At 70.8% G+C, this 22,303-nt stretch carries 14 protein-coding genes and 3 pseudogenes; 9 read left to right on the top strand and 8 right to left on the bottom strand.

What is annotated here, in order from left to right; translation table 11 throughout:
• Positions 1 to 38 precede the first annotated feature (38 nt).
• Complete coding sequence (locus QRX50_RS15785; RefSeq protein ID WP_285972686.1) at positions 39 to 1,598, top strand: PucR family transcriptional regulator; 1,560 nt, start codon at positions 39 to 41, stop codon at positions 1,596 to 1,598.
• A gap of 443 nt (positions 1,599 to 2,041) precedes the next feature.
• On the opposite strand, the gene QRX50_RS15780 is transcribed toward QRX50_RS15785, so the two are convergent.
• Together QRX50_RS15780 and QRX50_RS15775 are read right to left on the bottom strand one after the other, a co-directional pair.
• Positions 2,042 to 2,485 (bottom strand): pyridoxamine 5'-phosphate oxidase family protein, encoded by a 444-nt coding sequence (locus tag QRX50_RS15780; RefSeq protein WP_285972685.1) that lies wholly within the window; start codon positions 2,483 to 2,485, stop codon positions 2,042 to 2,044.
• On the bottom strand, positions 2,482 to 3,423 hold the full coding sequence (locus tag QRX50_RS15775) for a zinc-binding dehydrogenase (protein WP_285972684.1): 942 nt from the start codon (positions 3,421 to 3,423) through the stop codon (positions 2,482 to 2,484). The genes QRX50_RS15780 and QRX50_RS15775 overlap by 4 nt, the downstream gene beginning before the upstream one ends.
• 187 nt (positions 3,424 to 3,610) lie before the next feature.
• Here QRX50_RS15775 and ald point away from each other — a divergent pair, with 187 nt between their 5' ends.
• From ald to QRX50_RS15760, 3 genes and pseudogenes are all read left to right on the top strand, one after another.
• Positions 3,611 to 4,726, top strand: coding sequence for an alanine dehydrogenase (gene ald, locus QRX50_RS15770; protein ID WP_285974474.1), 1,116 nt, complete (start codon positions 3,611 to 3,613; stop codon positions 4,724 to 4,726).
• 594 nt (positions 4,727 to 5,320) lie between these two features.
• Positions 5,321 to 9,078, top strand: a pseudogene (locus tag QRX50_RS15765) (ABC transporter ATP-binding protein).
• Between the two features lie 52 nt (positions 9,079 to 9,130).
• Complete coding sequence (locus QRX50_RS15760) at positions 9,131 to 9,778, top strand: DUF4291 domain-containing protein (RefSeq protein WP_285972683.1); 648 nt, start codon at positions 9,131 to 9,133, stop codon at positions 9,776 to 9,778.
• Here the strand turns inward: QRX50_RS15760 and QRX50_RS15755 are convergent.
• Entirely contained in the window at positions 9,775 to 10,047 is a 273-nt protein-coding gene (locus QRX50_RS15755; protein ID WP_285972682.1) for a hypothetical protein, read from the bottom strand. The genes QRX50_RS15760 and QRX50_RS15755 overlap by 4 nt on opposite strands.
• A 322-nt stretch (positions 10,048 to 10,369) precedes the next feature.
• On the opposite strand from QRX50_RS15755, the gene QRX50_RS15750 reads away from it, so the two are divergent.
• Entirely contained in the window at positions 10,370 to 14,125 is a 3,756-nt protein-coding gene (locus QRX50_RS15750) for a multifunctional oxoglutarate decarboxylase/oxoglutarate dehydrogenase thiamine pyrophosphate-binding subunit/dihydrolipoyllysine-residue succinyltransferase subunit (RefSeq protein ID WP_285972681.1), read from the top strand.
• A gap of 127 nt (positions 14,126 to 14,252) precedes the next feature.
• Positions 14,253 to 15,044 (top strand): type I methionyl aminopeptidase, encoded by a 792-nt coding sequence (map, locus tag QRX50_RS15745; protein ID WP_285972680.1) that lies wholly within the window; start codon positions 14,253 to 14,255, stop codon positions 15,042 to 15,044.
• 29 nt (positions 15,045 to 15,073) lie between these two features.
• On the opposite strand, the pseudogene QRX50_RS15740 reads toward map, so the two are convergent.
• A pseudogene (locus QRX50_RS15740) lies at positions 15,074 to 16,270 on the bottom strand (S8 family peptidase); the annotation flags it as partial.
• A gap of 174 nt (positions 16,271 to 16,444) precedes the next feature.
• On the opposite strand from QRX50_RS15740, the gene QRX50_RS15735 reads away from it, so the two are divergent.
• Complete coding sequence (locus tag QRX50_RS15735) at positions 16,445 to 16,963, top strand: GNAT family N-acetyltransferase (protein WP_285972679.1); 519 nt, start codon at positions 16,445 to 16,447, stop codon at positions 16,961 to 16,963.
• A 10-nt stretch (positions 16,964 to 16,973) separates the two neighbouring features.
• A complete protein-coding gene (locus QRX50_RS15730; protein WP_285972678.1) occupies positions 16,974 to 17,309 on the top strand; it encodes a hypothetical protein in 336 nt (111 codons plus the stop codon).
• Between the two features lie 4 nt (positions 17,310 to 17,313).
• Here the strand turns inward: QRX50_RS15730 and QRX50_RS15725 are convergent, their stop codons facing one another.
• The 4 genes and pseudogenes from QRX50_RS15725 to QRX50_RS15710 all read right to left on the bottom strand — a co-directional run bounded on the left by QRX50_RS15725 (position 17,314) and on the right by QRX50_RS15710 (position 20,679).
• Positions 17,314 to 18,183 carry an ABC transporter substrate-binding protein gene (locus QRX50_RS15725; protein WP_434533275.1) on the bottom strand — a complete coding sequence of 290 codons (870 nt, stop codon included), beginning with the start codon at positions 18,181 to 18,183 and terminating at the stop codon, positions 17,314 to 17,316.
• A 17-nt stretch (positions 18,184 to 18,200) separates the two neighbouring features.
• Positions 18,201 to 18,899 (bottom strand): annotated as a pseudogene (locus tag QRX50_RS15720) (ABC transporter permease).
• Entirely contained in the window at positions 18,896 to 19,591 is a 696-nt protein-coding gene (locus QRX50_RS15715; RefSeq protein WP_285972676.1) for an ABC transporter permease, read from the bottom strand. Before QRX50_RS15715 ends, QRX50_RS15720 begins: the two are co-directional and overlap by 4 nt.
• The gene (locus QRX50_RS15710; RefSeq protein WP_285972675.1) at positions 19,591 to 20,679 is read right to left on the bottom strand and encodes an ABC transporter ATP-binding protein; all 1,089 of its coding nucleotides are present in this window, start codon (positions 20,677 to 20,679) and stop codon (positions 19,591 to 19,593) included. The genes QRX50_RS15715 and QRX50_RS15710 overlap by 1 nt, the downstream gene beginning before the upstream one ends.
• A 195-nt stretch (positions 20,680 to 20,874) precedes the next feature.
• On the opposite strand from QRX50_RS15710, the gene QRX50_RS15705 reads away from it, so the two are divergent.
• Positions 20,875 to 22,296, top strand: a complete 1,422-nt coding sequence (locus tag QRX50_RS15705; RefSeq protein ID WP_285972674.1) for a bis-aminopropyl spermidine synthase family protein — start codon at positions 20,875 to 20,877, stop codon at positions 22,294 to 22,296.
• The last annotated feature ends 7 nt before the right edge of the window (positions 22,297 to 22,303 follow it).

Here is a 22,303-nt window from a genome sequence, read left to right as displayed (position 1 = left end):
ACGAGCGCCCCGGATGCGTCTCGGCGAGGATGTACCCCGTGGTCTCGGTGCGCAGCGTGGTCGACCGGGTGGGGCCGACGTTGCTCCACGCGCTCCAGCTGCCCGACGACTGCCCGGCGGCGGGCGACGTGGTGATCGCCGAGCCCGGCGTGCCCGCGGGCATCGCGGCGGGCGACCTCGTGCTGGGCGTCGCCACGGTGGATCCGGCCGATGCCGCCGAGCTGGTGCGCGTGAGCGCCACGCAGGGCGCCGCCGCGGTCCTGCTGAAACCACCGCTGGCGGCCAAACCCACCGTGCGCCGCGCGGCGAAAACGGCCGGGATAGCGCTCATCCAGGTGCATTCGGCGACGTCGTGGGCCCAGCTCGTGTGGCTGCTGCGCACGGTCCTCGACGCGCTGGGCGACGAATCGGAGTCCCTCGAAGACGGCGGCGACCCCGGCTCCGGAGACCTGTTCCGGCTCGCCGACGCGGTGGCGTCCGTGGTCGACGCGCCCGTGACCATCGAGGACACGAACTCGCGCGTGCTCGCCTACTCCGCGCGCCAGGACCTCACCGACCCCGCGCGCGTCGCCACGATCATGGGCCGCCGGATCCCCGACGACGTGCTCGCGCGGTTCCGTTCGCGCGGCGTGTTCCGCGAGCTGTCGCGCGGCCGGCAGACGATCTTCGTGCCGGCCCAGCGCGACGGCACGCTGCCGCGCCTGATCGTGCCCATTCGGATGGGCGGCGAGCTGCTGGGGTCGATGTGGGCCGTCGTCGCCGGGCCGGTTTCGGAGGAACGCGCGGCCGCCTTCGCCGACGCCGCCCCCGTTGTCGCGTTGCACCTGCTCCGTCGCCGCGCACACACCGACGCGCAGCGCCGCGCGTCGGCCGAGCTGCTGCGGGCCGTGCTCGAAGGCCACGCCGGCCAGCGGCGCGTCGTGGCCGAGCTGGACCTGTCCGACGAGCCCCACCGCGTCGTCGCGATCGAGGTCACCGGCGGCGACGGCCGCGACGCCGAGGGCCTGCGGCTGGCACTGCTCGAACGCATCTCGCAGGGCATCGGCCGCCGCCCCGTCGCCACCGAACTCGGCGGCCTCCTCTACGCGGTCGTCCCCGACGGCAACGCCTGGGCCGACCTGCGCGACGCACTGGCTCTTCAGCCTGCCTCCCGCCGGGGTGGCGTCCCCCGCGCCGCCGCCGGCGCCCCCGTGGCCGTCTCCGCGCTGGCCACTTCGCGTACCCAAGCCGACGAAGCCCTGGGCCTGCTCCGCGCCGGCTTGGTGGAAGGCCGCGTCGTCGCGTACGAGGACGCCTGGACTTCACTGGTGCTCCACCGCGCCGCCACCGGCTCGGCCACCGCACGCGTCGCCGACCTCGGCCCACTCGGCCTGCTGCGCGCCCACGACGAAACCACGAAAGCCGGCTACGTCGACACGCTCTACGAATGGCTCCGCCACCCCGGCGATCCCCGCGCGGCCGCCGCGGAGCTGCGCATCCACCCGAACACGTTGCGGTATCGGATGAAGCGGTTGTTGGATCTTGTGCCGCTTGATCTGGATGATCCTGATGTGCGGTTGGCGTTACTTATGCAGTTGGTGGCGTTGCGGTGGAGCTGACGTTGCGGGGAAGGTGTTGTGTCCGAAGGGGTTTCCGGGGTCAGGTGGGTCTGGACGGTGCTGCGCTCGGTCTCGTTGAGGTAAGCGCGGAACCGTGGGTCCCACCGTTGCTAGTCGGGCCCCAGATACCGCACCAGCTTCCGCCGCCCGCGTGGCACGTCAAACGGCACGACCTCTGTGGGACCGCTCGCGACAACCAAGTGGCGGGTTTGGTTTGTTCACAGGCAGGTCGGCTTTGGCGGAGTTGTCCACAGATTGCGCTGGAGCCGTTTTTTGGGTCCAGGGGACGATAAGCTGGAACAGGGACGCCCCCGTGGAGGGTGGGGGCCGTCTGTGGGGTGGGGGCCTGGCGCAATGCGCCAAATCCGGCCCGCCGCGCCTCGTGTCGGACCGGGCCCGCGGTGCCTCGCACCGAACGCCACCGCCCCGACGTCCGGATGACGTTACTCAGCTGGTGGCGTTGCGGTGGAGCTGACATACGAAAGGTCTTTCCCACGAAGGCTTTCCGGCACCAGACGAACCCAGACCGTGCCCCGGCCGGCGTCATTCAGATAAGCGCGGAACCGCGAGTCCCACCGTTGCTCATCAGGCCCCAAGTACCGCACCAGCTTCCGCCGCCCGCGTGGCACGTCGAACGGCACCACCTCCGCCGGACCACTCGCGACGACCTGGCGCACCAGGCCCGTCGCGAGGTCACAAACGTCAACCGTCAGCGCGAGTCGCGGGGAAGCGCGGACGTGACCGGGCAAGCGGGACCAGGGGCCACTGAGGATCCAGAACGCGTGGTCCTCCCAGAGGTACCAGGTCGGGCGCACGGTGGGACCGTTCGTGGCGACGCGCGCGGTGAGCGGCTGCGCGAGGAACTCGTCGACGTCGAACGGCGTCATGCGACCAGCAGCGTCTTGCCAAAGGTGCCGCGCGCCTCCATTGCCGCGTGTGCGTCGGCCGCGGCGGCGAGGGGAAACCGTTGCCCGATAACCGGAGTGAGACGGCCGGCCGAAGCCGCGTCGAGGGCGGACACCGTGAACGCGCGCAGCGCGGCGGCGTCGCCGAGAGAACGGATCAGCGTGACCTCGCGAGCCCGAGCGTCCTCTTCGGACACTTCGGCCCACGCACCGCTCGCCAAGCCGTACACCGCCATGCGGCCGCCGGGGCGCAGCAGGGAAAACGCGGTGGTCCCGATGGCACCACCCACCCCGTCGAAGACCACATCCAGCGGTCCGACCGCCGAAGCCCAGTCAGCAGCTGTGTAATCCACCGCGAAGTCCGCCCCGAGTTCTCGGGCGCGCGCGAGTTTTTCAGCGCTGCCCGCCGCCGCGACGACCTCCGCGCCGGCGGCCTTCGCGAGTTGCACGAGCAGGCTGCCGACGCCACCGGCGGCGGCTTCGACCAGGACGCGGTCGCCGGGCGCCACGGCGGCGGCGTGGACGAGGCCGGTGGCGGTTCGGCCGTCGGCGAGCAGGGCGACCGCCGCGTCGAGCGAGAGGGCGTCGGGCACCGGGAAGACCGCGGCCGCGTCGACCACCGCGCGCTGGGCGTAGCCGCCGCTGCCGCCAGTCGAGGTCACCACGCGCCGGCCGACGAGGGCCAGGTCGACGCCGTCGCCGACCTTGCTGATGACGCCGCCGACGCCGTTGCCGGGGATCACCGGGAGCTCCGCCGCCGAAGGCCCGAAGCCCGACGCCCGGAACTGCGTCTCCACGAACGTCACGTTCACGAAGGCCACCTCGACCAGCACCTGGCCCGGCCCCGGGACCGGGTCGGGCGCCTCCCCGGCCACGAGCACCTCGGGGCCGCCGAACTCCCTCAACCACACCGCACGCATGCACGCCCTCCTCCGCCGAACCAGGTGCGACAGCCAACAACCTCGAGCGCGGTCGAGGTCAAGCGATTTGTGCCCTTGGCACCATGAAATGGCGAAAGAACTGTTCCGCGCGCATGATGACACCGCCGTCCGGGTGCATCACCGTGAGTGGCAGCACCTCGAACCGAACCGCCGCCAGGAGGCCGCCGTGCGTATCGCCGTTCCCCGTGAGATCAAGAAGCACGAGTACCGGGTCGCCCTGACCCCGGCCGGTGTGCACGAGCTGGTGGGGCGTGGTCACGACGTGTTCGTCGAGACCGGTGCCGGGGTTGGTTCGTCGATCAGCGACGAGGAGTACGTGGCCGCCGGCGCGAAGGTGCTCGCCACCGCCGACGAGACGTGGGCCGAGGGCGAGCTGGTGCTCAAGGTGAAGGAGCCCATCGCCGAGGAGTACCCCCGCCTGCGCAAGGACCTGGTGCTGTTCACCTACCTCCACATCGCGGCCGACCGGCCCCTGACCGACGCCCTGCTGGCGGCGGGCACCACGGCGATCGCGTACGAGACGGTGCAGACGGCCACCGGCGCCCTGCCCCTGCTGGCGCCGATGTCCGAGGTCGCGGGCCGGCTGGCGCCGCAGGTGGGCGCGTATTCGCTGATGAAGCCGAGCGGCGGCCGCGGCGTGCTGCCCGGCGGCATCCCCGGCGTGCACCCGGCGCGGGTCGTGGTGATCGGCGGCGGCGTCGCGGGCATCAACGCCGCCCGCGTGGCGCTGGGCCTGGGCTCGGACGTCGAGATCCTGGACACCAACGTCGACCGCCTGCGCCAGATCGACAACGACTTCGGCGGCCGCATCCGCACGGTCACCTCCAACCGCCTGTCGATCGAGGAGTCCGTGCTGGAGGCCGACCTCGTGATCGGCGCCGTGCTGGTGCCGGGCGCGAAGGCCCCGAAGCTGGTCTCCAACGACCTCGTCTCGCGCATGAAGCCGGGTTCCGTGCTGGTCGACATCGCCATCGACCAGGGCGGCTGCTTCGCCGACTCGCGCCCGACCACGCACGACGACCCGACCTACCGCGTCCACGAGTCGGTGTTCTACTGCGTCGCCAACATGCCGGGCGCCGTGCCGCGGACCTCGACCTACGGCCTCACCAACGTGACGCTGCCGTATGCCCTGCAGCTCGCCGACCGCGGCTGGCACGCGGCCCTCAACGCCGACGCCTCGCTCGCCAAGGGCCTCAACACCCACGACGGCGCCCTCACCAACGAGCCCGTCGCCACCGCGCACGGCCTGCCGTACACGCCGCTGGCGATCGCCCTGGCGTGACCTTCCGATCCACCTGGCGTCTCGAGGGGCCTCCGCGAACCAGCGGGGGCCCCTCGTGTTTCTGCTGTCCATCACACGGAGGCCGAACAGGAAGCCCGGTCAGGAGCGACGTTCGTCACGCTGCGCGTCCCGTTCAGCGGTACCCGTCCGGTGATCGAAGTGCCCTTGACGAGGGGTTTCACGACTCTGAACGTGCTTCTTAACCGGTTGCGGGCTCACTCTGTGAAGAAGTAATCCGGTCTCGTTGAAGACCCCGAGGAGCGAAGTCGCCACTTATTACCTAAGCTAGTACTCGGCGACCCGCTCCCAGTGACCCCCAGGCTGGTTGAGCGGGTCGCCCCTTCTTCCCCTTCCTGTTCGCACTTCGTGCTCCCATGGAAGGGGCGACGCATTGCGCGGGGGGCCGAGCCCCCGGAACCCCCACGGTGCGGCCGGTAACCGGCCCAGCGTGGTCAGTGTGGTCCGCGATGCGTTGCGGCACAAGAACTCCGCTGGGCCAAGTCGCTGTTGTGCGGTCCGGGCCGAAGGGGTGAAGGGACCCGTCATCCCTTCAAGGCGGAATAAAAAGTCGGTCCCCGTGCCTAGATTGAGAACGTGACCACCACTGCGACGCGTGCGCGTCAAGACCGCCCGGCTGCTGAGACGCCGGCTCCTCCCGTCGGCTGGGTCCGGCGGCTCTCGGCCGCCTGCTGGGAGCACCGGGGTGTCGTCGTGCTCGCGATGGCCGCGGCGATCCTGTCCGTGGGCGTGCAGGCGGCGAGCCCGCTGCTCGTCCGCACGGCGGTCGACGACGCGGTGGCGGGGCACACCGCGGGCCTCGGCGGCATCGCGGCCGCGCTGGTCACGCTGCAGGTGGTGGCGTTCGGCTCGGCGTTCCTGCGCCGCTACGTCGGGGCCGGCTCGCGCTCGACGTGCAGCACGACCTGCGCAACCGGGTGTTCGGCTCCGTCTCGCGGCTCGACGGCGGCAAGCAGGACGCGCTGCGCACCGGGCAGGTGGTCTCGCGGGCGATCTCCGACCTGCAGCTCGTGACCGGGCTGCTGATGCAGGTGCCGCTGTCGGCGGGGTCGGTGATCTTCGCGCTGCTCGCGCTGGGGGCGATGCTGTGGATGTCGCCGCTGCTCACGCTCATCGCGCTCGTGGTGGCGCCGGCCGTCGGCATCATCGTCACGCTGAGCCGCAAACGGCTCTTCCCGGCCACGTGGTCGGCGCAGCAGCGCGCGGCCGACGTGGCGCAGCAGGTGGAGGAGACCGTCACCGGCGTGCGCGTGGTGAAGGGCTTCGGCCAGGAATCACGGGAGGTCTCGCGGCTGGAGCGCACGGCGCGGCGGTTGTTCGCCGAGCGGCTGCGCGCGGCCAAGCTGTCCGCGGTGCCCACGGCCACGACCACCGCGCTGCCGGCCGTCGGCCAGGTCGCGGTGCTCGCGATCGGCGGCGTCCTGGCCCTGAACGGCCAGATCAGCCTCGGCACCTTCCTCGCGTTCGCCACTTACCTCGCCACGCTGATCGGGCCCGCGCGGATGCTGTCCAGCCTGGTCGTGCAGGCGCAGCTGACGCGCGCGGGCGCCGAGCGCGTGTACGAGCTCATCGACGCGCAGCCCGACGTGGTGGACAGCCCTGACGCGCGGCCGCTGCCGGAGGGCCCGCTGGGCGTCGAGCTGGAAGACGTGAAGTTCGGCTACACCCGCAGCGAGCCGGTGCTCGACGGCCTCACGCTCACCGCGCGGCCGGGCGAGACGCTCGCGCTGGTGGGTACGGCGGGGTCGGGCAAGTCCACGATCTCACTGCTGCTGCCGCGGTTCTACGACGCGCACGCGGGAGTGGTGCGCGTGGGCGGCGTCGACGTGCGCGACTTGCCGCTCAAGCAGCTGCGGCAGGCGATCGGCGTGGTGTTCGAGGAGGCGTTTCTGTTCTCCTCGTCCGTGCGCGACAACATCGCCTACGGCCGCCCCGACGCGAGCGACGAAGAGGTGTACGCGGCGGCGCGCGCGGCCGAGGCCGACGAGTTCATCCGCGCCCTGCCCCACGGCTACGACACGGAGGTCGGCGAGCGCGGCCTCACGCTCTCGGGTGGCCAGCGCCAGCGCCTGGGCCTCGCGCGGGCGCTGATGACCGACCCGCGCGTGCTGATCCTGGACGACGCGACGTCGGCGATCGACACGGTCACCGAGGCCGCGATCCACGACACCCTGCGCTCGGTCACGGCCTCGCGCACCACGCTGCTCATCGCGCACCGCCGCTCCACGCTGCAGCTGGCCGACCGGATCGCCGTGCTCGACCAGGGCAAGGTCGTCGACGTCGGCACGGAGGAGGAGCTGCAGGCGCGCTGCCCGCTGTTCCGCGAGCTCGTGGCGGGCCCGGGCGACGACGTCGAGAAGCCGCACCGCTGTGAGGACCTCGAGCCCGACGCCAGCGGCGTCACACCGGTGCTGTGGCCACACGACGATCGCGACGAGGTCGACGCGCTCGCCGAAGCCGCGGCCGCACGCGGGGGCACACCGGGTGGCGGGACCGGTTTCATCGGCGGCGGAGCGGGGGCCGACGTGCCGCCGACGCCGGAGCTCTTGGAGGGCGTGCGCAAGCTGCCGCCGGCCGACGACCGGCCCCGACTGTCCGAAGTGGACATCACAGCCGCCGACCCGGGGTTCCGGCTCTCGCGGCTGCTGCGGCCCGTGCGGTGGCCGCTGGTCGCGGTGATCGCGCTGGTGGCGGCCGACGCGCTGGCCTCGCTGGCGCTGCCCGCGTTGTACCAGCGAGGGGTGGACCACGGCGTGCAGCCGGGTGTCGTCAGCGTGATCTGGCTGATGGCGGGCATCGGCGCGCTCGTGGTCGCGGCCGACTGGTTCGTGGTGCGCGGCCAGACGCGGCTCACCGCGCGCGTCGGCGAAACAGTCCTGTACTCGCTGCGCGTGCGCAGCTACGCGCACCTGCAGCGGCTCGGGCTCGACTACTACGAGCGCGAGCTGTCCGGGAAGATCATGACCCGGATGACCACGGACGTCGACGCGTTGTCCACGTTCCTGCAGACCGGCCTGGCGACGGCCGTGGTGAGCGCGCTGACGCTGGTGGGCATCACGGTCGCGCTGCTGGTCACCGACGCGTCGCTGGCGCTGTACGCGCTCGCGATGCTGCCCGTGCTGCTCGTGGCGACGCTGGTGTTCCGGCGGGTCGCTTCGCGGGCGTACACGGAGGCGCGCGAGAAGGTCAGCGTGGTCAACGCCGACATGCAGGAGAACGTCAGCGGCCTGCGCGTCGCCCAGGCTTACACGCGCGAGGAGCGTTCGGCGGCCGCGTTCGCGTCGCGCAGTGACGAGTACCGGCGCTCGCGGCTGCGGGCGCAGCGCTACATCGCCACGTACTTCCCGCTCGTGGCGCTGCTGTCGGACCTGGCGACCACGACGGTGCTGGTGATCGGCGCCAACCGCGTGGCCGCGGGGACGCTGGAGGCCGGCGTGCTGCTCGGGTTCCTGCTGTACCTGCAGCAGTTCTTCTCGCCGATCCAGCAGCTGTCGGCGGTGTTCGACGGGTACCAGCAGGCCCGCGTCGGCATGGCCCGCATCGGCGACCTGCTGCGCACGCCGACATCGGTGCCACCCGCCGCGCACCCGGTCGCGCTGCCGGAGCACCTGAGCGGCGAGGTGACGTTCAAGGACGTCGACTTCGCCTACACCGGCGCCGAGCAGCCGGCGCTGGAGAAGCTGTCGCTGGACGTGGCGCCGGGTGAGACCGTGGCGCTGGTCGGCGCGACGGGCGCGGGCAAGTCCACGGCGGTGAAGCTGGTGGCGCGCTACTACGACGCCACCGGCGGCGCGGTGCTGATCGACGGCATCGATGTCCGCGAGTACGACCTGCCCGGCCTGCGCGCCCGCATGGGCGTGGTGCCGCAGGAGGCGCACCTGTTCTCCGGCACCGTCGCCGACAACGTCCGCTACGGCCGCCCCGGCGCGACCGACGCGGAGGTCGAGGCGGCCGTCCGCTCGGTCGGCGCGCTCGACGGCGTGGCCGCCCTGCCGGCCGGCTTCCTGCAGCCCGTCGGCGAACGCGGCCGGTCACTGTCCGCGGGCCAGCGCCAGCTCGTCGCGCTCGCCCGCGCCGAGCTCGTGAACCCCGACGTGCTGCTGCTCGACGAGGCCACCGCCGCCCTCGACCCGTCCACGGAGGCGGCCGTCCTGCGCGCCACCGAACACCTCGCGCGCCGGCGCACCACCTTCGTCGTCGCGCACCGCCTGGCCACCGCCGCGAAGGCCGACCGCATCGTCGTCCTCGACCACGGCCGCATCATCGAACAGGGCACCCACGCCGACCTCCTGGCGGCCGGCGGCCACTACGCCCGCCTGTGGTCCCTCGGCTGACGGCGGCGAAAAGCCTTCGCCAGGCACCGGCACACGCCATGAGAATCGGGAGGTGTTCGAAGAGACGGCGTTCGAAAAGGCCGGGATCCCGGCCTATCAGATCCGCGCGCGGCACGACGAGCGGACCATCCGCGTCTACCAGGCCTACTCACCGGAGATCGCCGAGGCGGCGCTGGCGGCGGGCACGTTCGTGGCGCCGTTCAAGCGCGAGCGGATGACGTGGATCAAGCCGTCGTTCACGTGGATGGGCTACCGCTGCGGCTGGACGACCAAGTCCGGCCAGGAGCGCGCGCTGGCGTTGGACCTGACGCGCGAGGGCTTCGCTTGGGTGCTGGCCCACGCGGCGCTGAGCCACTTCGACCCTCGGGTGCACCGCGACAAGGCCGCGTGGAAGGCGACGATGCGGGCCAGCCCCGTCCGCGTGCAGTGGGGCCCCGAGCGTGACGTGCACCACCAGCCGCTGCCGCACCGCTCGATCCAGCTCGGGCTGAGCGGGGAGGCCGTGGACCGGTACGTGGACGAGTGGATCATCGCGGTCACCGACGTCACACCGGTCATGCGCGCCATCCGTGAGCACCTCGCTGACGGGCGCGTCGCCGAAGCGCAGGCGCTGCTGCCCGTCGAGGCGCCGTACCCGTTGTCCGCCGAGCTGGCCGAAGCCGTCGACGCGAGCACCGACGGCGCGAGCCAAGTCAGCTAAGGCAGCTCACGCCACGCCAGCTCGCCCCACCCGGCCGACGTGACCTCCGCCTCGGAGGCCCAGCGGACCGTGCCCGGGCGAACGTGGCTGTCCTGGTCGATGGACCAGTCGGGTTCGCAGGGTTCGACGTGCTCGAAGTCGTCGATGCCGGCGGGGGTGTGCCAGACCACGCCGCAGGAGTCGCACATGAGGACGACCTTGCCGTTCTCGACGACCAGGGGGCGGATGAGCCCCTGGTCCCAGAACGAGGGACATTCGACGAGCCACATCGTGCTGCACCACCTCGGAGCGCCAGGGCGGCCGCACAGCCGACGTGGGCCGCATCCTTCCGACAGTGCACCGGGCGGGCGTGAACGCGTGCGGGCGCCTCGGCGAAGGAGGCACCAACGTGGCCCGAAATGGTCGTGACAGGCGAATCTCCTCTACCTCAAAAGTCCGCTCCTCGGGACACTTGATCGAGTCAGTGATCGATCCCCTAGTGCGCCAGGCCTCACACAGGGCAGTTCCATCACACGGCCGCTACGGAGGGGGTTAGCCTGGTAGGCGCATTAGCACAGACAAGATCGAGACGGATAGAGGCGAGCCCAAGCCGTGTCCAGCAGCAGCCCTGCGTCACAGTTCGGCCCAAACGAGTGGCTAGTCGAGGAAATGTACGACCAGTTCCTCGCGGACCCTTCCTCAGTCGATGCCGCCTGGCACGACTTCTTCGCAGACTTCAAGCCGACGCAGACGGCACAGGCGAAGGCCGACAGTGCGCGCCAGAGCGCGGCCGCCACCACTGCGGCCAGCGGTAACGGCCACGCGACCGAACCGTCCGCCAAGGCGGTCCAGAACGCCGAGTCGGCCGCCCGGCAGTCGGCGCCGGCCAAGCCGGCCGCCGCCGCCCCCGCGCCGGCCCCGGCCCCGGCCCCGGCCCCGGCCCCGAAGAGCGCGCCTGCGAAGCAGGCTCCGAAGGCCGCCGAGAAGGCGCCCGCGGCCACGCCGGCGGCGAAGGAAGAGCCCGAGACCAAGCAGCTGCGCGGCGCCGCCGCGGCGATCGCGAAGAACATGGACGCCTCGCTGACGGTGCCCACCGCGACCAGCGTGCGCGCCGTCCCGGCAAAGCTGATGGCGGACAACCGCATCGTCATCAACAACCACCTCAACCGCACCCGCGGCGGCAAGATCTCCTTCACGCACCTCATCGGCTACGCCATGGTGCGGGCGCTGAAGGACTTCCCGAACATGAACCGGCACTACCAGCTGATCGACGGGAAGCCGTTCTCGGTCACGCCGGAACACGTGAACTTCGGCCTCGCCATCGACATGAAGGGCAAGGAGGGTGCGCGCACCCTCGTCGTGGCCTCGGTCAAGGGTGTCGAGGACATGTCCTTCCTGCAGTTCTGGCAGGCCTACGAGGACATCATCAAGAAGGCCCGCAACAACAAGCTCACCGCGGACGACTTCGCCGGCACCACCATCTCGCTCACCAACCCGGGCGGCATCGGCACCAACCACTCGGTGCCGCGCCTGTCGGCCGGCCAGGGCGCGATCATCGGCGTCGGCGCGATGCAGTACCCGGCGGCGTTCGAGGGCACGAGCGAGAAGACGCTGGTCGACCTGGCCGTCAGCAAGATCATGACGCTGACGTCCACCTACGACCACCGCATCATCCAGGGCGCCGAGTCGGGCGAGTACCTCAAGCGCATCCACGAGCTGCTGCTCGGCGGCGACGGCTTCTACGACGACGTCTTCACCAGCCTGCGCCTGCCGTACGAGCCGATCCGCTGGGTCGCCGACATCCCCGAGGGCCCGGTCGACAAGACCGCCCGCGTGATCGAGCTGATCGACGCGTTCCGCACGCGCGGCCACCTGATGGCCGACACGGACCCGCTGAACTACCGCCAGCGCAGCCACGTCGACCTCGACGTCATCTCCCACGGCCTCACCCTCTGGGACCTCGACCGCGAGTTCCCGGTCGGGGGCTTCTCCGGCCAGGAGCGCATGACCCTGCGCGACATCCTGGGCGTGCTGCGCAACTCGTACTGCCGCACCGTCGGCATCGAGTACACGCACATCCTCGACCCCGAGGAGCGGCGCTGGATCCAGGACCGCGTGGAGATCCCGCACGAGAAGCCCGACTCCACCGTCCAGAAGTACGTGCTGTCGAAGCTCAACGCCGCCGAGGCGTTCGAGACCTTCCTGCAGACGAAGTACGTCGGCCAGAAGCGCTTCTCGCTGGAAGGCGGCGAGACGGCGATCCCGCTGCTCGACACCATCCTCGACAAGGCCGCCGAGCACGAGCTCGACGAGGTCGTGATCGGCATGCCGCACCGCGGCCGCCTCAACGTGCTGGCCAACATCGTCGGCAAGCCGATCAGCCAGATCTTCCAGGAGTTCGAGGGCAACCTCGACCCGGGCCAGGCCCACGGCTCCGGTGACGTGAAGTACCACCTCGGCGCCGAGGGGAAGTACTTCCGCATGTTCGGCGACGGCGAGACGAAGGTGTCGCTGGCCTCGAACCCGTCGCACCTCGAGACGGTCGACCCGGTGCTCGAGGGCATCGTCCGCGCCAAGCAGGACATCCTCGACAAGGGCGACAGCACTACAGGGGGCTACTCAGTATTGCCCGTCCTGATGCACGGCGACGCGGCCTTCGCGGGCCAGGGCGTCGTGGCCGAGACCCTGAACCTCGCGCTGCTGCGTGGCTACCGCACCGGCGGCACCGTGCACGTGATCGTGAACAACCAGGTCGGCTTCACCACCGCGCCCGAGCACTCGCGCTCCTCGCAGTACGCCACCGACGTCGCGAAGATGATCGGCTCGCCGATCTTCCACGTGAACGGCGACGACCCGGAGGCCGCCCACTGGGTGGCCAAGCTGGCCGTGGAGTACCGCCAGGCGTTCCACAAGGACGTGGTCATCGACCTGATCTGCTACCGCCGCCGCGGCCACAACGAGGGCGACGACCCCTCGATGACGCAGCCGGCGATGTACGACATCATCGACACCAAGCGCTCGGTCCGGAAGACCTACACCGAGTCGCTGATCGGCCGCGGGGACATCTCCGTCGAAGAGGCCGAAGCCGCGCTGCGCGACTTCTCCAGCCAGCTGGAGCACGTCTTCAACGAGGTGCGCGAGCTCGAGAAGCACCCGGCGAAGGCGAGCCCTTCGGTCGAGGAAGAGCAGCAGGTGCCGGCGAAGGTCACCACGGCCGTCTCCACGGCGGTCGTGGAGCGGATCGGCGACGCGTTCCTCAACGTCCCCGAGGGCTTCACCCCGCACCCGCGCGTGAAGCCGGTCATGGAGCGCCGCCACAAGATGTCGCGCGAAGGCGACGTCGACTGGGCGTTCGGCGAGCTGCTCGCGTTCGGTTCGCTGGCGATGGAGGGCCGCCTGGTGCGGCTGTCCGGCCAGGACTCGCGCCGCGGCACGTTCACGCAGCGGCACTCGGTGTTCATCGACCGCAAGACGGGCCAGGAGTACTCGCCGCTGCAGAACCTGGCCGAGGGCCAGGGCCGCGTGATGATCTACGACTCGGCGCTGTCGGAGTACGCGGCCGTCGGCTTCGAGTACGGCTACGCCGTGGCGAACCCCGAGTCGCTGGTCATGTGGGAAGCGCAGTTCGGTGACTTCGTCAACGGCGCGCAGACCGTGATCGACGAGTACATCTCCTCGGGCGAGGCCAAGTGGGGCCAGCGCTCCGACGTCGTGCTGCTGCTGCCGCACGGCCACGAGGGCCAGGGTCCGGACCACACGTCCGGCCGCATCGAGCGCTTCCTCTCGCTGTGCGCCGAGGGCTCGATGACCGTCGCTGTGCCGTCGACCCCGGCGAACTACTTCCACCTGCTGCGCCGCCACGCCCTCGACGGCATCCAGCGTCCACTGGTGGTCTTCACGCCGAAGTCGATGCTGCGTAACAAGGCCGCGACGTCGGCGGTCGAGGACTTCACCGGCCAGAGCCGCTTCATGTCCGTCATCGACGACACCACCCAGAACCCCGAAGGGGTCCGGAAGGTGCTGCTGACCTCGGGCAAGCTCTACTGGGAGCTCGTCGCCGAGCGCAACAAGCGCGAAGCCAACGACGTCGCGATCGTGCGCATCGAGCAGTACTACCCGCTGCCGAAGCGCAAGCTGCTCGCCGCCATCGAGCGCTACAGCAACGCGAAGCAGATCGCGTGGGTCCAGGAGGAGCCGGAGAACCAGGGTGCGTGGCCGTTCTTCGGTCTCAACCTGCCGCGGAAGTTCCCGGAGGTCTTCGCCGGCCTGCAGGTCGTCTCGCGCCGCCCGATGGCCGCGCCGTCGGCGGGTTCGTCGAAGGTGCACGAGGTGGAGCAGAAGGCGCTGATCGCGAAGGCGTTCGACTGATCGTCGGCTTTACTCCGGAGGCCACCACGGTTCGCCCGTGGTGGCCTCCGGGCGTTTGGTGGTATTTCTATACCGGCCAATGTTAGGGTGGCGGTATAACTATACCTTTTGTGCTGCGAGGTTTTTCGTGATCGAACTGAAGACGCCTGCGGAGATCGACCGCATGCACGTGACCGGCCGCTTCGTCGCGGAGGTCCTCACCGAGGTCGGCCGGCTCGCCGACGTGGGCGTCAACCTCCTGGACCTCGAGCACCACGCGCGCGGCATGATCAAGCGGCGCGGGGCCGAGTCGTGTTACTGGGACTACTCGCCTTCGTTCGGCAAGGGGCCGTTCCGCAATGTCATCTGCCTTTCGGTGAACGACGCGGTCCTGCACGGCCTGCCCCACGACTACGTCCTCCGCGACGGCGACGTGCTCACCGCCGACCTCGCGGTCGGCATCGACGGGTGGGTCGCCGACTCGGCTCGTACGGTGATCGTCGGGACCCCCGCCGAGGAGGACCTGCGGATCATCCGGGCCACGGAGGAAGCGCTGGAGGCGGCGATCGCGGCGGCTCTCCCGGGCAACCGCCTAGGCGACATCTCCGCGGCGATCTACGCGGTGGCCGTTTCGTACGGCTACCCGGTCAACACGGAGTTCGGCGGCCACGGCATCGGCCGCACCATGCACGAGGACCTGCACGTGTCCAACAAGGGCACGGCGGGGCGCGGCTTGAAACTCCGGCCGGGACTCACGCTCGCACTGGAGCCTTGGTTCGCGCGCACGACGGACCGCATCGTGTACGACCCCGACGGCTGGACGATCCGGTCGGCCGACGGCTCGCGGACGGCGCATTCCGAGCACACGGTGGCTGTGACGGAGGACGGGCCGTTGGTGCTTACGCGGCGCGAAGCGGAGGTTTCCGCTTCAGAGAAGTGACCCAGGCCCGCAGCCCGTCACTCGGTGTCGTCGGTACCGGAGTACACCAGGACGTTCGGCGACCCCGTGCCCGCGTCGGTGATCTCGTCCTTCGTCCCCGCGTCCACCAGCGCGTCGCGGACCTCCTCGGGCGTGGCCGACGGGTGGTCCGCCAGGTACAGCGCGGCGGTGCCGACCACGTGCGGAGCCGCCATCGACGTGCCGCTGATGGTGTTGGTCGCGGTGTCGCTGCCGATCCAGGCGGACGTGATGTCGGTACCCGGCGCGAAGAGGTCAAGGCACGAGCCGGTGTTGGAGAAGACGGACCTGGCGTCGGTGTCCGTGGTGGCGCCGACGGTGATCGCCTCGGGTACGCGGGCGGGCGAGGCGTCACACGCACTGCCGCCGTAGGAGTTGCCGCCCGCGATGCCATACGTGACACCCGCGGCGATCGACCGCTCCACGGCCTCGTCCACCACAGTGGACACAGGGCCGCCGAGGCTCATGTTCGCCACCGCCGGCAACTCGGCGTTCTCGGTGACCCAGTCGATGCCGGCGACGACCTGGTCGGTCGTGCCGCTGCCGGTGCAGTCGAGCACGCGGACCGCGGTCAGGCTGACTTCCTTCGCCACGCCGTAGGTCGTGCCGCCGATCGTGCCGGCGACGTGGGTGCCGTGGCCGTAGCAGTCGGTGGCGTCGGAATCGTTGTCCACGAAGTCGTAGCCGGAGACCGCGCGGCCGTCGAACTCGGAGTGGGTGAGGTTGATCCCGGTGTCGATCACGTACGCGTGCACGTCGGCCGCCGTCGTGCTGTAGCGGTAAACCTCGTCCAGCGGCAGTTCACGCTGGTCCACCCGGTCGAGGCCCCACGACGGCGGGTCCGACTGGTCGGCCAAGGCGTGGACCACGCGGTTCTGCTCCACAAAGGACACAGCGGGGTCGGCGGCGGTGCGCTTGGCCTGTGTCTCGGACATCGTACCGGTGAAGCCCCGCAGCGCCTTCGAGAACGTGCGCTCGACCGAGCCGCCGTGGCGGCCGGTGACGTTCTTCGCCGTCGCCTCCACCGAGGTGCCGTCCTTGAGCACCACGAGGTAGCTGTCCTTCACCGCACCGGCAGCACCCGCGCCGACGATCGCGCCCTCCTGAGCGGACGCCACGCCGCTGCCGAACACCGTGACGGTCGCGATCGAGGCGGCACTCGCCAGGATCGTCAGGCTTCTGGTCACTGTTCCCCGAGATTTGCGCACAGTTCGTCCCTCCTCGACCAGCGCGGACACCAGTTGGCCTGAGGCTAGGTGCGCGGCCTTGGTCGCCGGAAGAAGAGCCGTCCCGGAGGTTTTCACCGCGTTGCGCTGTCCAGGCCATTCGCGTGATCGGAAAACGGTTTTACCCACGCGGGCGCAGCCAGCAAGAATCCACCCATGCTGATCCGCCGAGCCGTTCGCGCCGACGAGGCCCCGATCCGCGCCGTGCACACGGCCGCGTTCGCGCAGCCCGGGCTCACCAAGGTGCCCGAGGCCGTGCTCGTCGACGAGCTGCGGGCCGACGGTGACCTCATCCCCGAACTGTCGCTGGTCGCCGAGCGGGGTGGCCAGGTGATCGGCCACGTGTGTTCGAGCCCCGGCAAGCTGAGCGAAGACCCCAGCCGCGCCGTGGGGCTCGGGCCGCTCGGGGTGTTGCCGGAATTCCAGCGCAGCGGCGCGGGGTCGGCGCTGGTACACACGACGCTCGGGGCCGCCGACGCGCTCGGGTTCGCGCTGGTGGTCCTGCTGGGTGATCCGGGGTACTACCACCGGTTCGGGTTCGTCCTGGCCGAGCGGCTGGGGATCACGCCGCCGGTCGCCGAGTGGAAGAGGCACTTCCAGGCCCGCGCCCTCACCGCCCACAAGCCGGAAAACCGGGGCGCCTTCAGGTACGCGCCGGCGTTCGATCGACTGTGAAGGAAAGCCGATGACCATCCTCTGGCGACCCACCGGGCCGGTGGAGCTGGACCTCGTACGGGAGCTCGAGTGGCGTGCGTGGCCGCCGCGGTTGCCGGAGCAGCCGATCTTCTACCCGGTGCTCAACGAGGACTACGCCATCCGCATCGCGCGCGACTGGAACGTGCGCCACGACGGCGCCGGGTTCGTCACGCGGTTCGAGGTGGAGACGGAGTTCCTGAAGCGCTACCCGGTGCAGCAGGCGGGCGGCGAAACGATCCTCGAGCTGTGGGTGCCCGCCGAAGAGCCGGCGGAGTTCAACCGGCACCTCATCGGTGAGATCGAGGTCGTGCACGAGTTCCGCTGACGGCTCAGGCCTTCAGGTGGTTGCGCGCCAGGAAGTCGTCGGCGATGTCGAGGGGGTTGCGCTTCTCGTCGGTGAACTGGACGTTCAGCTCGGTCAGCTGGTCGGTCGTCAGGGCGGCCGAGACGCGGTTCAGGGCGGTGACCTCGGCCGGCGACAGGGTTCCGCGGGCGACGAGCGGCACGATGTTCTGCGCCGGGAACATGTTCTTGTCGTCGGCCAAGGGCACGAAGCCGTTGGACTTGATCGTCGACGACGTGCTGAACAGGTCGGCCACCTGGACCTCGCCGGACTTCAGCGCGGCCACGGTGACGGGGCCGCCGGTGTCGGTGGTGCGGATCTCCTTGAAGGAGCAGCCGTACAGCTGCTTGATGCGGTCCTTCCAGCGGCTGCTCCACTGGCCTGGACCGCCCATCACCAGCTCGCCGCAGCGGCGGCCCAGGTCCGAGAACGTCCGCACGCCCGCGGCCGCCAGTTCGGGACGCACCACGAGCAAGTCCTTGTCCTGCGCCGGCGCCTGGTCGAGGACCTCGAACCCGGCGGGCAGCTTTTGCTTGAGCTGCGCGTAGACGTCGTCCGAAGTGGTCGCCTGCGTGTCCTTGTCGAAGTAGCGCAGGAGGTTGCCGCTGTAGTCGGGCACCACCGACAGGGACTTGTCCTGCAGCGCCTTCACCACAACCTCGCGGCTGCCGACCGGCGGGCGCACCGTGACGTTGGCAGCGCCCGCGTTGCGCAGCGCGCCGGCGTAGATCTGGGCCAGCAGGAGGCTTTCGCCGACGTCGGACGCGCCGATGATGATGTCGCCCGTCGTGCCGCCCTCGCCGCCGCCGGCGAGCGGGTTGCCGCAGCCCGAAACAACCAGGGCCAACGACACCAAGACCAATCCCCAGCGCCTCACGCCACACCTCCCGCCGCCGCGGCCGAGCCGGTGGTCGCCTGCGCGGCGAGCCGGACGCCCTTCGGCACGAGTGCGCGCTGCGCCGCGGCGAGCACCAGGTCGAACACGATCGCCAGCAGCGCCGTGAGAATGGCGCCCGCGACGACCTCGGTGTAGTCCAGGATGGCCAGCCCGTCGAGCAGGAACCGGCCGAGGCCGCCGAGCCCGACGTACGCGGCGACCGCCGCCGTCGCGATCAGCTGCAGCACGGCGTTGCGGATCCCGCCCAGCACCAACGGCAACGCGATCGGCAGCTCGACCTTCCACAGCTGCTGTCAGCCCGTCATGCCGATGCCCTCGGCGGCGTCGACCACGTCGTGCTCGGCCGCTTGCAGGCCCGCATACGTGCCGGCCAGGATCGGCGGGATCGCCAGCACGACGAGCCCGATGATCGTGGCCGTGGTGCTCTCGGTGAAGAGCAGGAACAGGAACGTGACGAGCCCCAGCGTCGGCAGCGCGCGGATCGCGTTGCCCGCGCCCACCAGCACCACGGCGCCGCGGCCGGTGTGCCCGACCCACAGGCCCAGCGGGAACGCGATCACCACCGCGATGACCAAAGCCAGCAGCACGTAGCCGAGGTGTTCGCCCAAGCGCGTGGCGATGCCGTCCGGGCCCTGCCAGTTGGCGGCCGTGGTGAACCAGTCGAAGACGTTCACGCCGACACCTGGGCGAGCACGGGCGCGCGGCCGGCGCGCTCCCACGGGGTCAGGACGTTGCGCAGCAGCACGAGGACCACGTCGACGACCAGTGCCAGCAGCAGGGTGAGCACGATGCCGACGACGATCGGCGAGAAGTACTCGCGCTGGAAGCCGTCGGTGAACAGCACGCCCAGCCCGCCGGTGCCGATCAGCGCGCCGACGCTCACGAGGCTGATGTTGCTCACCGACGCCACCCGCACGCCCGCGGCGAGCACCGGCACCGACAGCGGCAGCTCCACACCGAGGAAGCGCCGCGGCGCGCGGTAGCCGATGGCTGTGGCGGCGGCGATGATGTGCGGCGGCACGGCGTCGAGCGCGTCGAGCACCGGGCGCACGAGCAGCGCCGTGGTGTAGATCGTGAGCGCGACGATCACGTTGACGCTGTCGAGGATCTTCGACCCGATCAGGCCCGGGATCACCACGAACAGCGCCAGCGACGGGATCGTGTACAGCAGGTTCGCGACCACCAGCAGCACGCTGCGCACCGGCTGCCAGCGGTGCCCGAGCCAGCCCAGTACGATGGCGAGCACGATCCCGATCACCAGCGGCACCAGCGCGAGGTAGATGTGCTCGCCCAGGTTGCCGAGGATCTCGCCGCGGTTGTTCGCGCTGCCCAGGTAGCGCCCGAGCTCGTCGAAGAACCCACCCATCAGGACGCCTGCGGAGTGGCCTCGATCACGTCCAGGACCTGGTGGGCCACGACCGTGCCCACCACGCGGTGTCCGTCGTCCACCACCACGCCGAGGCTGGCGGGGGAGGACAGGGCGGCGTCGAGCGCGCCGCGGATCGGCGTGCCCTGCACGTAGAGGGAACCGCCGGCCACGAGGTCGTCCTCGGCGAGCTCGCCGTCCACAGTGGAGTTCGGCGGCAGCCAGCCGCGGGGCTGCTTCTCGGAGTTCACCACGAGCTGCCAGCTCTTCGTCGGCTCCGCCAGCCTCGTGCCGAGCTCGACGACGTCCACAGGGGACACCTCGACGCCGTTGGCGGACACGAAGGACAGTCCACGGTAGCCGCGGTCACGGCCGACGAACGACGCCACGAAGTCGTCCACGGGGTGACGCAGCACCTCGGACGGCGTGCCGTACTGGGCGAGCACGCCGCCCACCCGCAGCACCGCGATCTTGTCGCCGAGCCGCACGGCCTCGTCGATGTCGTGCGTGACGAACACGATGGTCTTGCCCAGCTGCGACTGCAGCCGCAGCAGCTCGTCCTGCAGCTCCTCGCGCACGATCGGGTCGACGGCCGAGAACGGCTCGTCCATCAGCAGCACCGGCGAGTCGGCCGCGAGCGCCCGGGCCACGCCCACACGCTGCTGCTGGCCGCCCGAAAGCTGCGCCGGGTACCGCTTGCCGAGCTCCTTCGGGAGGCCGACGGTCTCCAGCAGCTCCGCCGCGCGGGCACGGGCCTTGCGCTTGTCCCAGCCGGACAGCAGCGGCACGGTCGCGATGTTGTCGAGCACCGTCCTGTGTGGAAAGAGGCCGGCGTGCTGGATCACGTAGCCGATGCCGCGCCGCAGCAGCGCCGGGTCGCCCTCGCTCACGTCCTTGCCGTCGAGCAGCACCGCACCCGACGTGGGCTCCACCATCCGGTTGATCATGCGCAGCGACGTGGTCTTTCCGCAGCCCGAAGGGCCGACGAGCACGGTGATCGTGCCGTCGTCGACGGTGAGCGAGAGACCGTTCACCGCCACCGTGCCGTCCGGATAGCGTTTGGTCACATCGCGGAACTCGATCGTCACGGACTTCTCCCCACGTCAGATGCAGATCGACCGTAGCCCACTCGGCGGGCCTTGGCAGCCCTTCCCGCACTGTGGCCGGTTACCAATCCGACCAGAAGTAGGCGGGTACCCAACCGGACCTGACCGTGTCCGGCGACCATTCCCGCCGTGACTGTGGTCGGATTGGTAACGAGCAGCGCAGTACTCTGGACCTCCGTGACCGCACTCGAGGACCTCCTGACCGCGCACGGCGCCGGCGTACGCCCGCTGTACGAGGTGATCGACCTGCTCCGCACGGGTCCCCGCGAGCTGGCCGACCTGGTGCGCCTGGCCGCGGCGCCCCGGCGCAGTGTCGAGGACGTGCTGGCCGCGCTGGAGCGTGATCTGGAGCGTTCCGCCGCGGGTGTCCGGATCGCACGCGATGCGCTGCCCGAATACGAGAAGTACCGCCTGCCCCGGCTGCCCGATCCGCTCGACGACGCCGTGGCCGCGCACTCCGAGCTGCTCGCCTCGGTTTCCGGCTGGGTCGCCGGCGTGCCCGCGCCGCTCGCCGCGCTCGACCACGTGCAGGCGACGCCCGAGACGGTGCTGCGGCGGGCTTTGTGGCTCAACGCCCGCTACGACCTGCGCCGCTCCCGCCTGCTGTTCCTCGGCGACCACGACCTGACGTCGCTGGCCGTGCACGCCGTGTGCCCCGAGGCCGAGCTGACCGTGGTGGACCTCGACGAGCGCGTTCTGTCCTACCTGGACTCCACCAGTTCGCGCGCCGTCGCCACCGCCCACGCCGACCTGCGCGTCGGCCTGCCGCCCGCCGTCACGGGCCGCGCGGACCTCGTGTTCAGTGATCCGCCTTACACCCCGGACGGCATGGGGCTGTTCGCCGCGCGCGCCGTGCAGGCGCTGCGTGAGCCGACCGAGGGCCGCATCCTGCTGGCCTACGGCTACAGCCCCCGCCACCCCGCACTCGGCGCCCAGGTGCAGCGTTCCCTGGCGACACTCGGGCTCACGTTCGAGGCGATCCTGCCCGACTTCAACCGCTACGACGGCGCCCAGGCCATCGGCGCGGCCGCCGACCTCTACGTCTGCCAGCCCACCGCAAAAGCCCGCAAAACGGGCCGGGGCAAGGGAAAGTCGGCGATCTACACCCACGGGCCGCAGTCCGTCGAGGCCAACGGCACGAAACCGACGCTGCTGTCCGCGTTGCGCGACATCGCTTCCGAAGGCGGCCTGGCCCTGGAAACCCGGCCCGTCGACTGGTCGGTGTCCGGGCCCGAGGGTGACGCCGTCGCCATGGACCTCACCGCCGACCCCGGCCCGTGGCTGCTGCGCACCCTGCTCGGCACCAACGCCCGGCGCCTGGCCCTGCTCGTGCCCAACAACCACCCGGACCTCGCCGACGCGGCCTCGCAGGCGGCACTCACCGACCTCGTGACCGGCAAGTACCGCCTGCGGTTCCTGCGCAGCACGCCGGACAACCGCCACGCCGTGGTCACCGCGGACATGGTCGACGACCAGTCGGAGGTCCTGACCCGCGCCCACGCGCGGCTGGCGAACGTCGCGCTCGACGTGCCGGACGACCTGGTGGACCTCCGGCTCGTGGACGTGCCGCGGCACCGGCTGGTGGAACTGCTGCGCTGAAGGCCGG

This window comes from Amycolatopsis sp. 2-15, from assembly GCF_030285625.1.
In the GTDB taxonomy this organism is placed as follows: domain Bacteria; phylum Actinomycetota; class Actinomycetes; order Mycobacteriales; family Pseudonocardiaceae; genus Amycolatopsis; species Amycolatopsis carbonis.
Note: the sequence above shows the minus strand (reverse complement) of the source record. Positions and strands in the feature narration are given on the sequence as shown.

Bases quoted from the DNA above. Each gene is read 5' to 3' on its own strand.
- QRX50_RS15755 (WP_285972682.1), bottom strand. From the start codon at position 10,047: ATGTGGCTCGTCGAATGTCCCTCGTTCTGGGACCAGGGGCTCATCCGC.
- QRX50_RS15715 (WP_285972676.1), bottom strand. From the start codon at position 19,591: ATGGGTGGGTTCTTCGACGAGCTCGGGCGCTACCTGGGCAGCGCGAAC.
- QRX50_RS15775 (WP_285972684.1), bottom strand. From the start codon at position 3,423: ATGCGTGCGGTGTGGTTGAGGGAGTTCGGCGGCCCCGAGGTGCTCGTG.
- QRX50_RS15730 (WP_285972678.1), top strand. From the start codon at position 16,974: ATGACCATCCTCTGGCGACCCACCGGGCCGGTGGAGCTGGACCTCGTA.
- QRX50_RS15780 (WP_285972685.1), bottom strand. From the start codon at position 2,485: ATGACGCCGTTCGACGTCGACGAGTTCCTCGCGCAGCCGCTCACCGCG.
- QRX50_RS15735 (WP_285972679.1), top strand. From the start codon at position 16,445: ATGCTGATCCGCCGAGCCGTTCGCGCCGACGAGGCCCCGATCCGCGCC.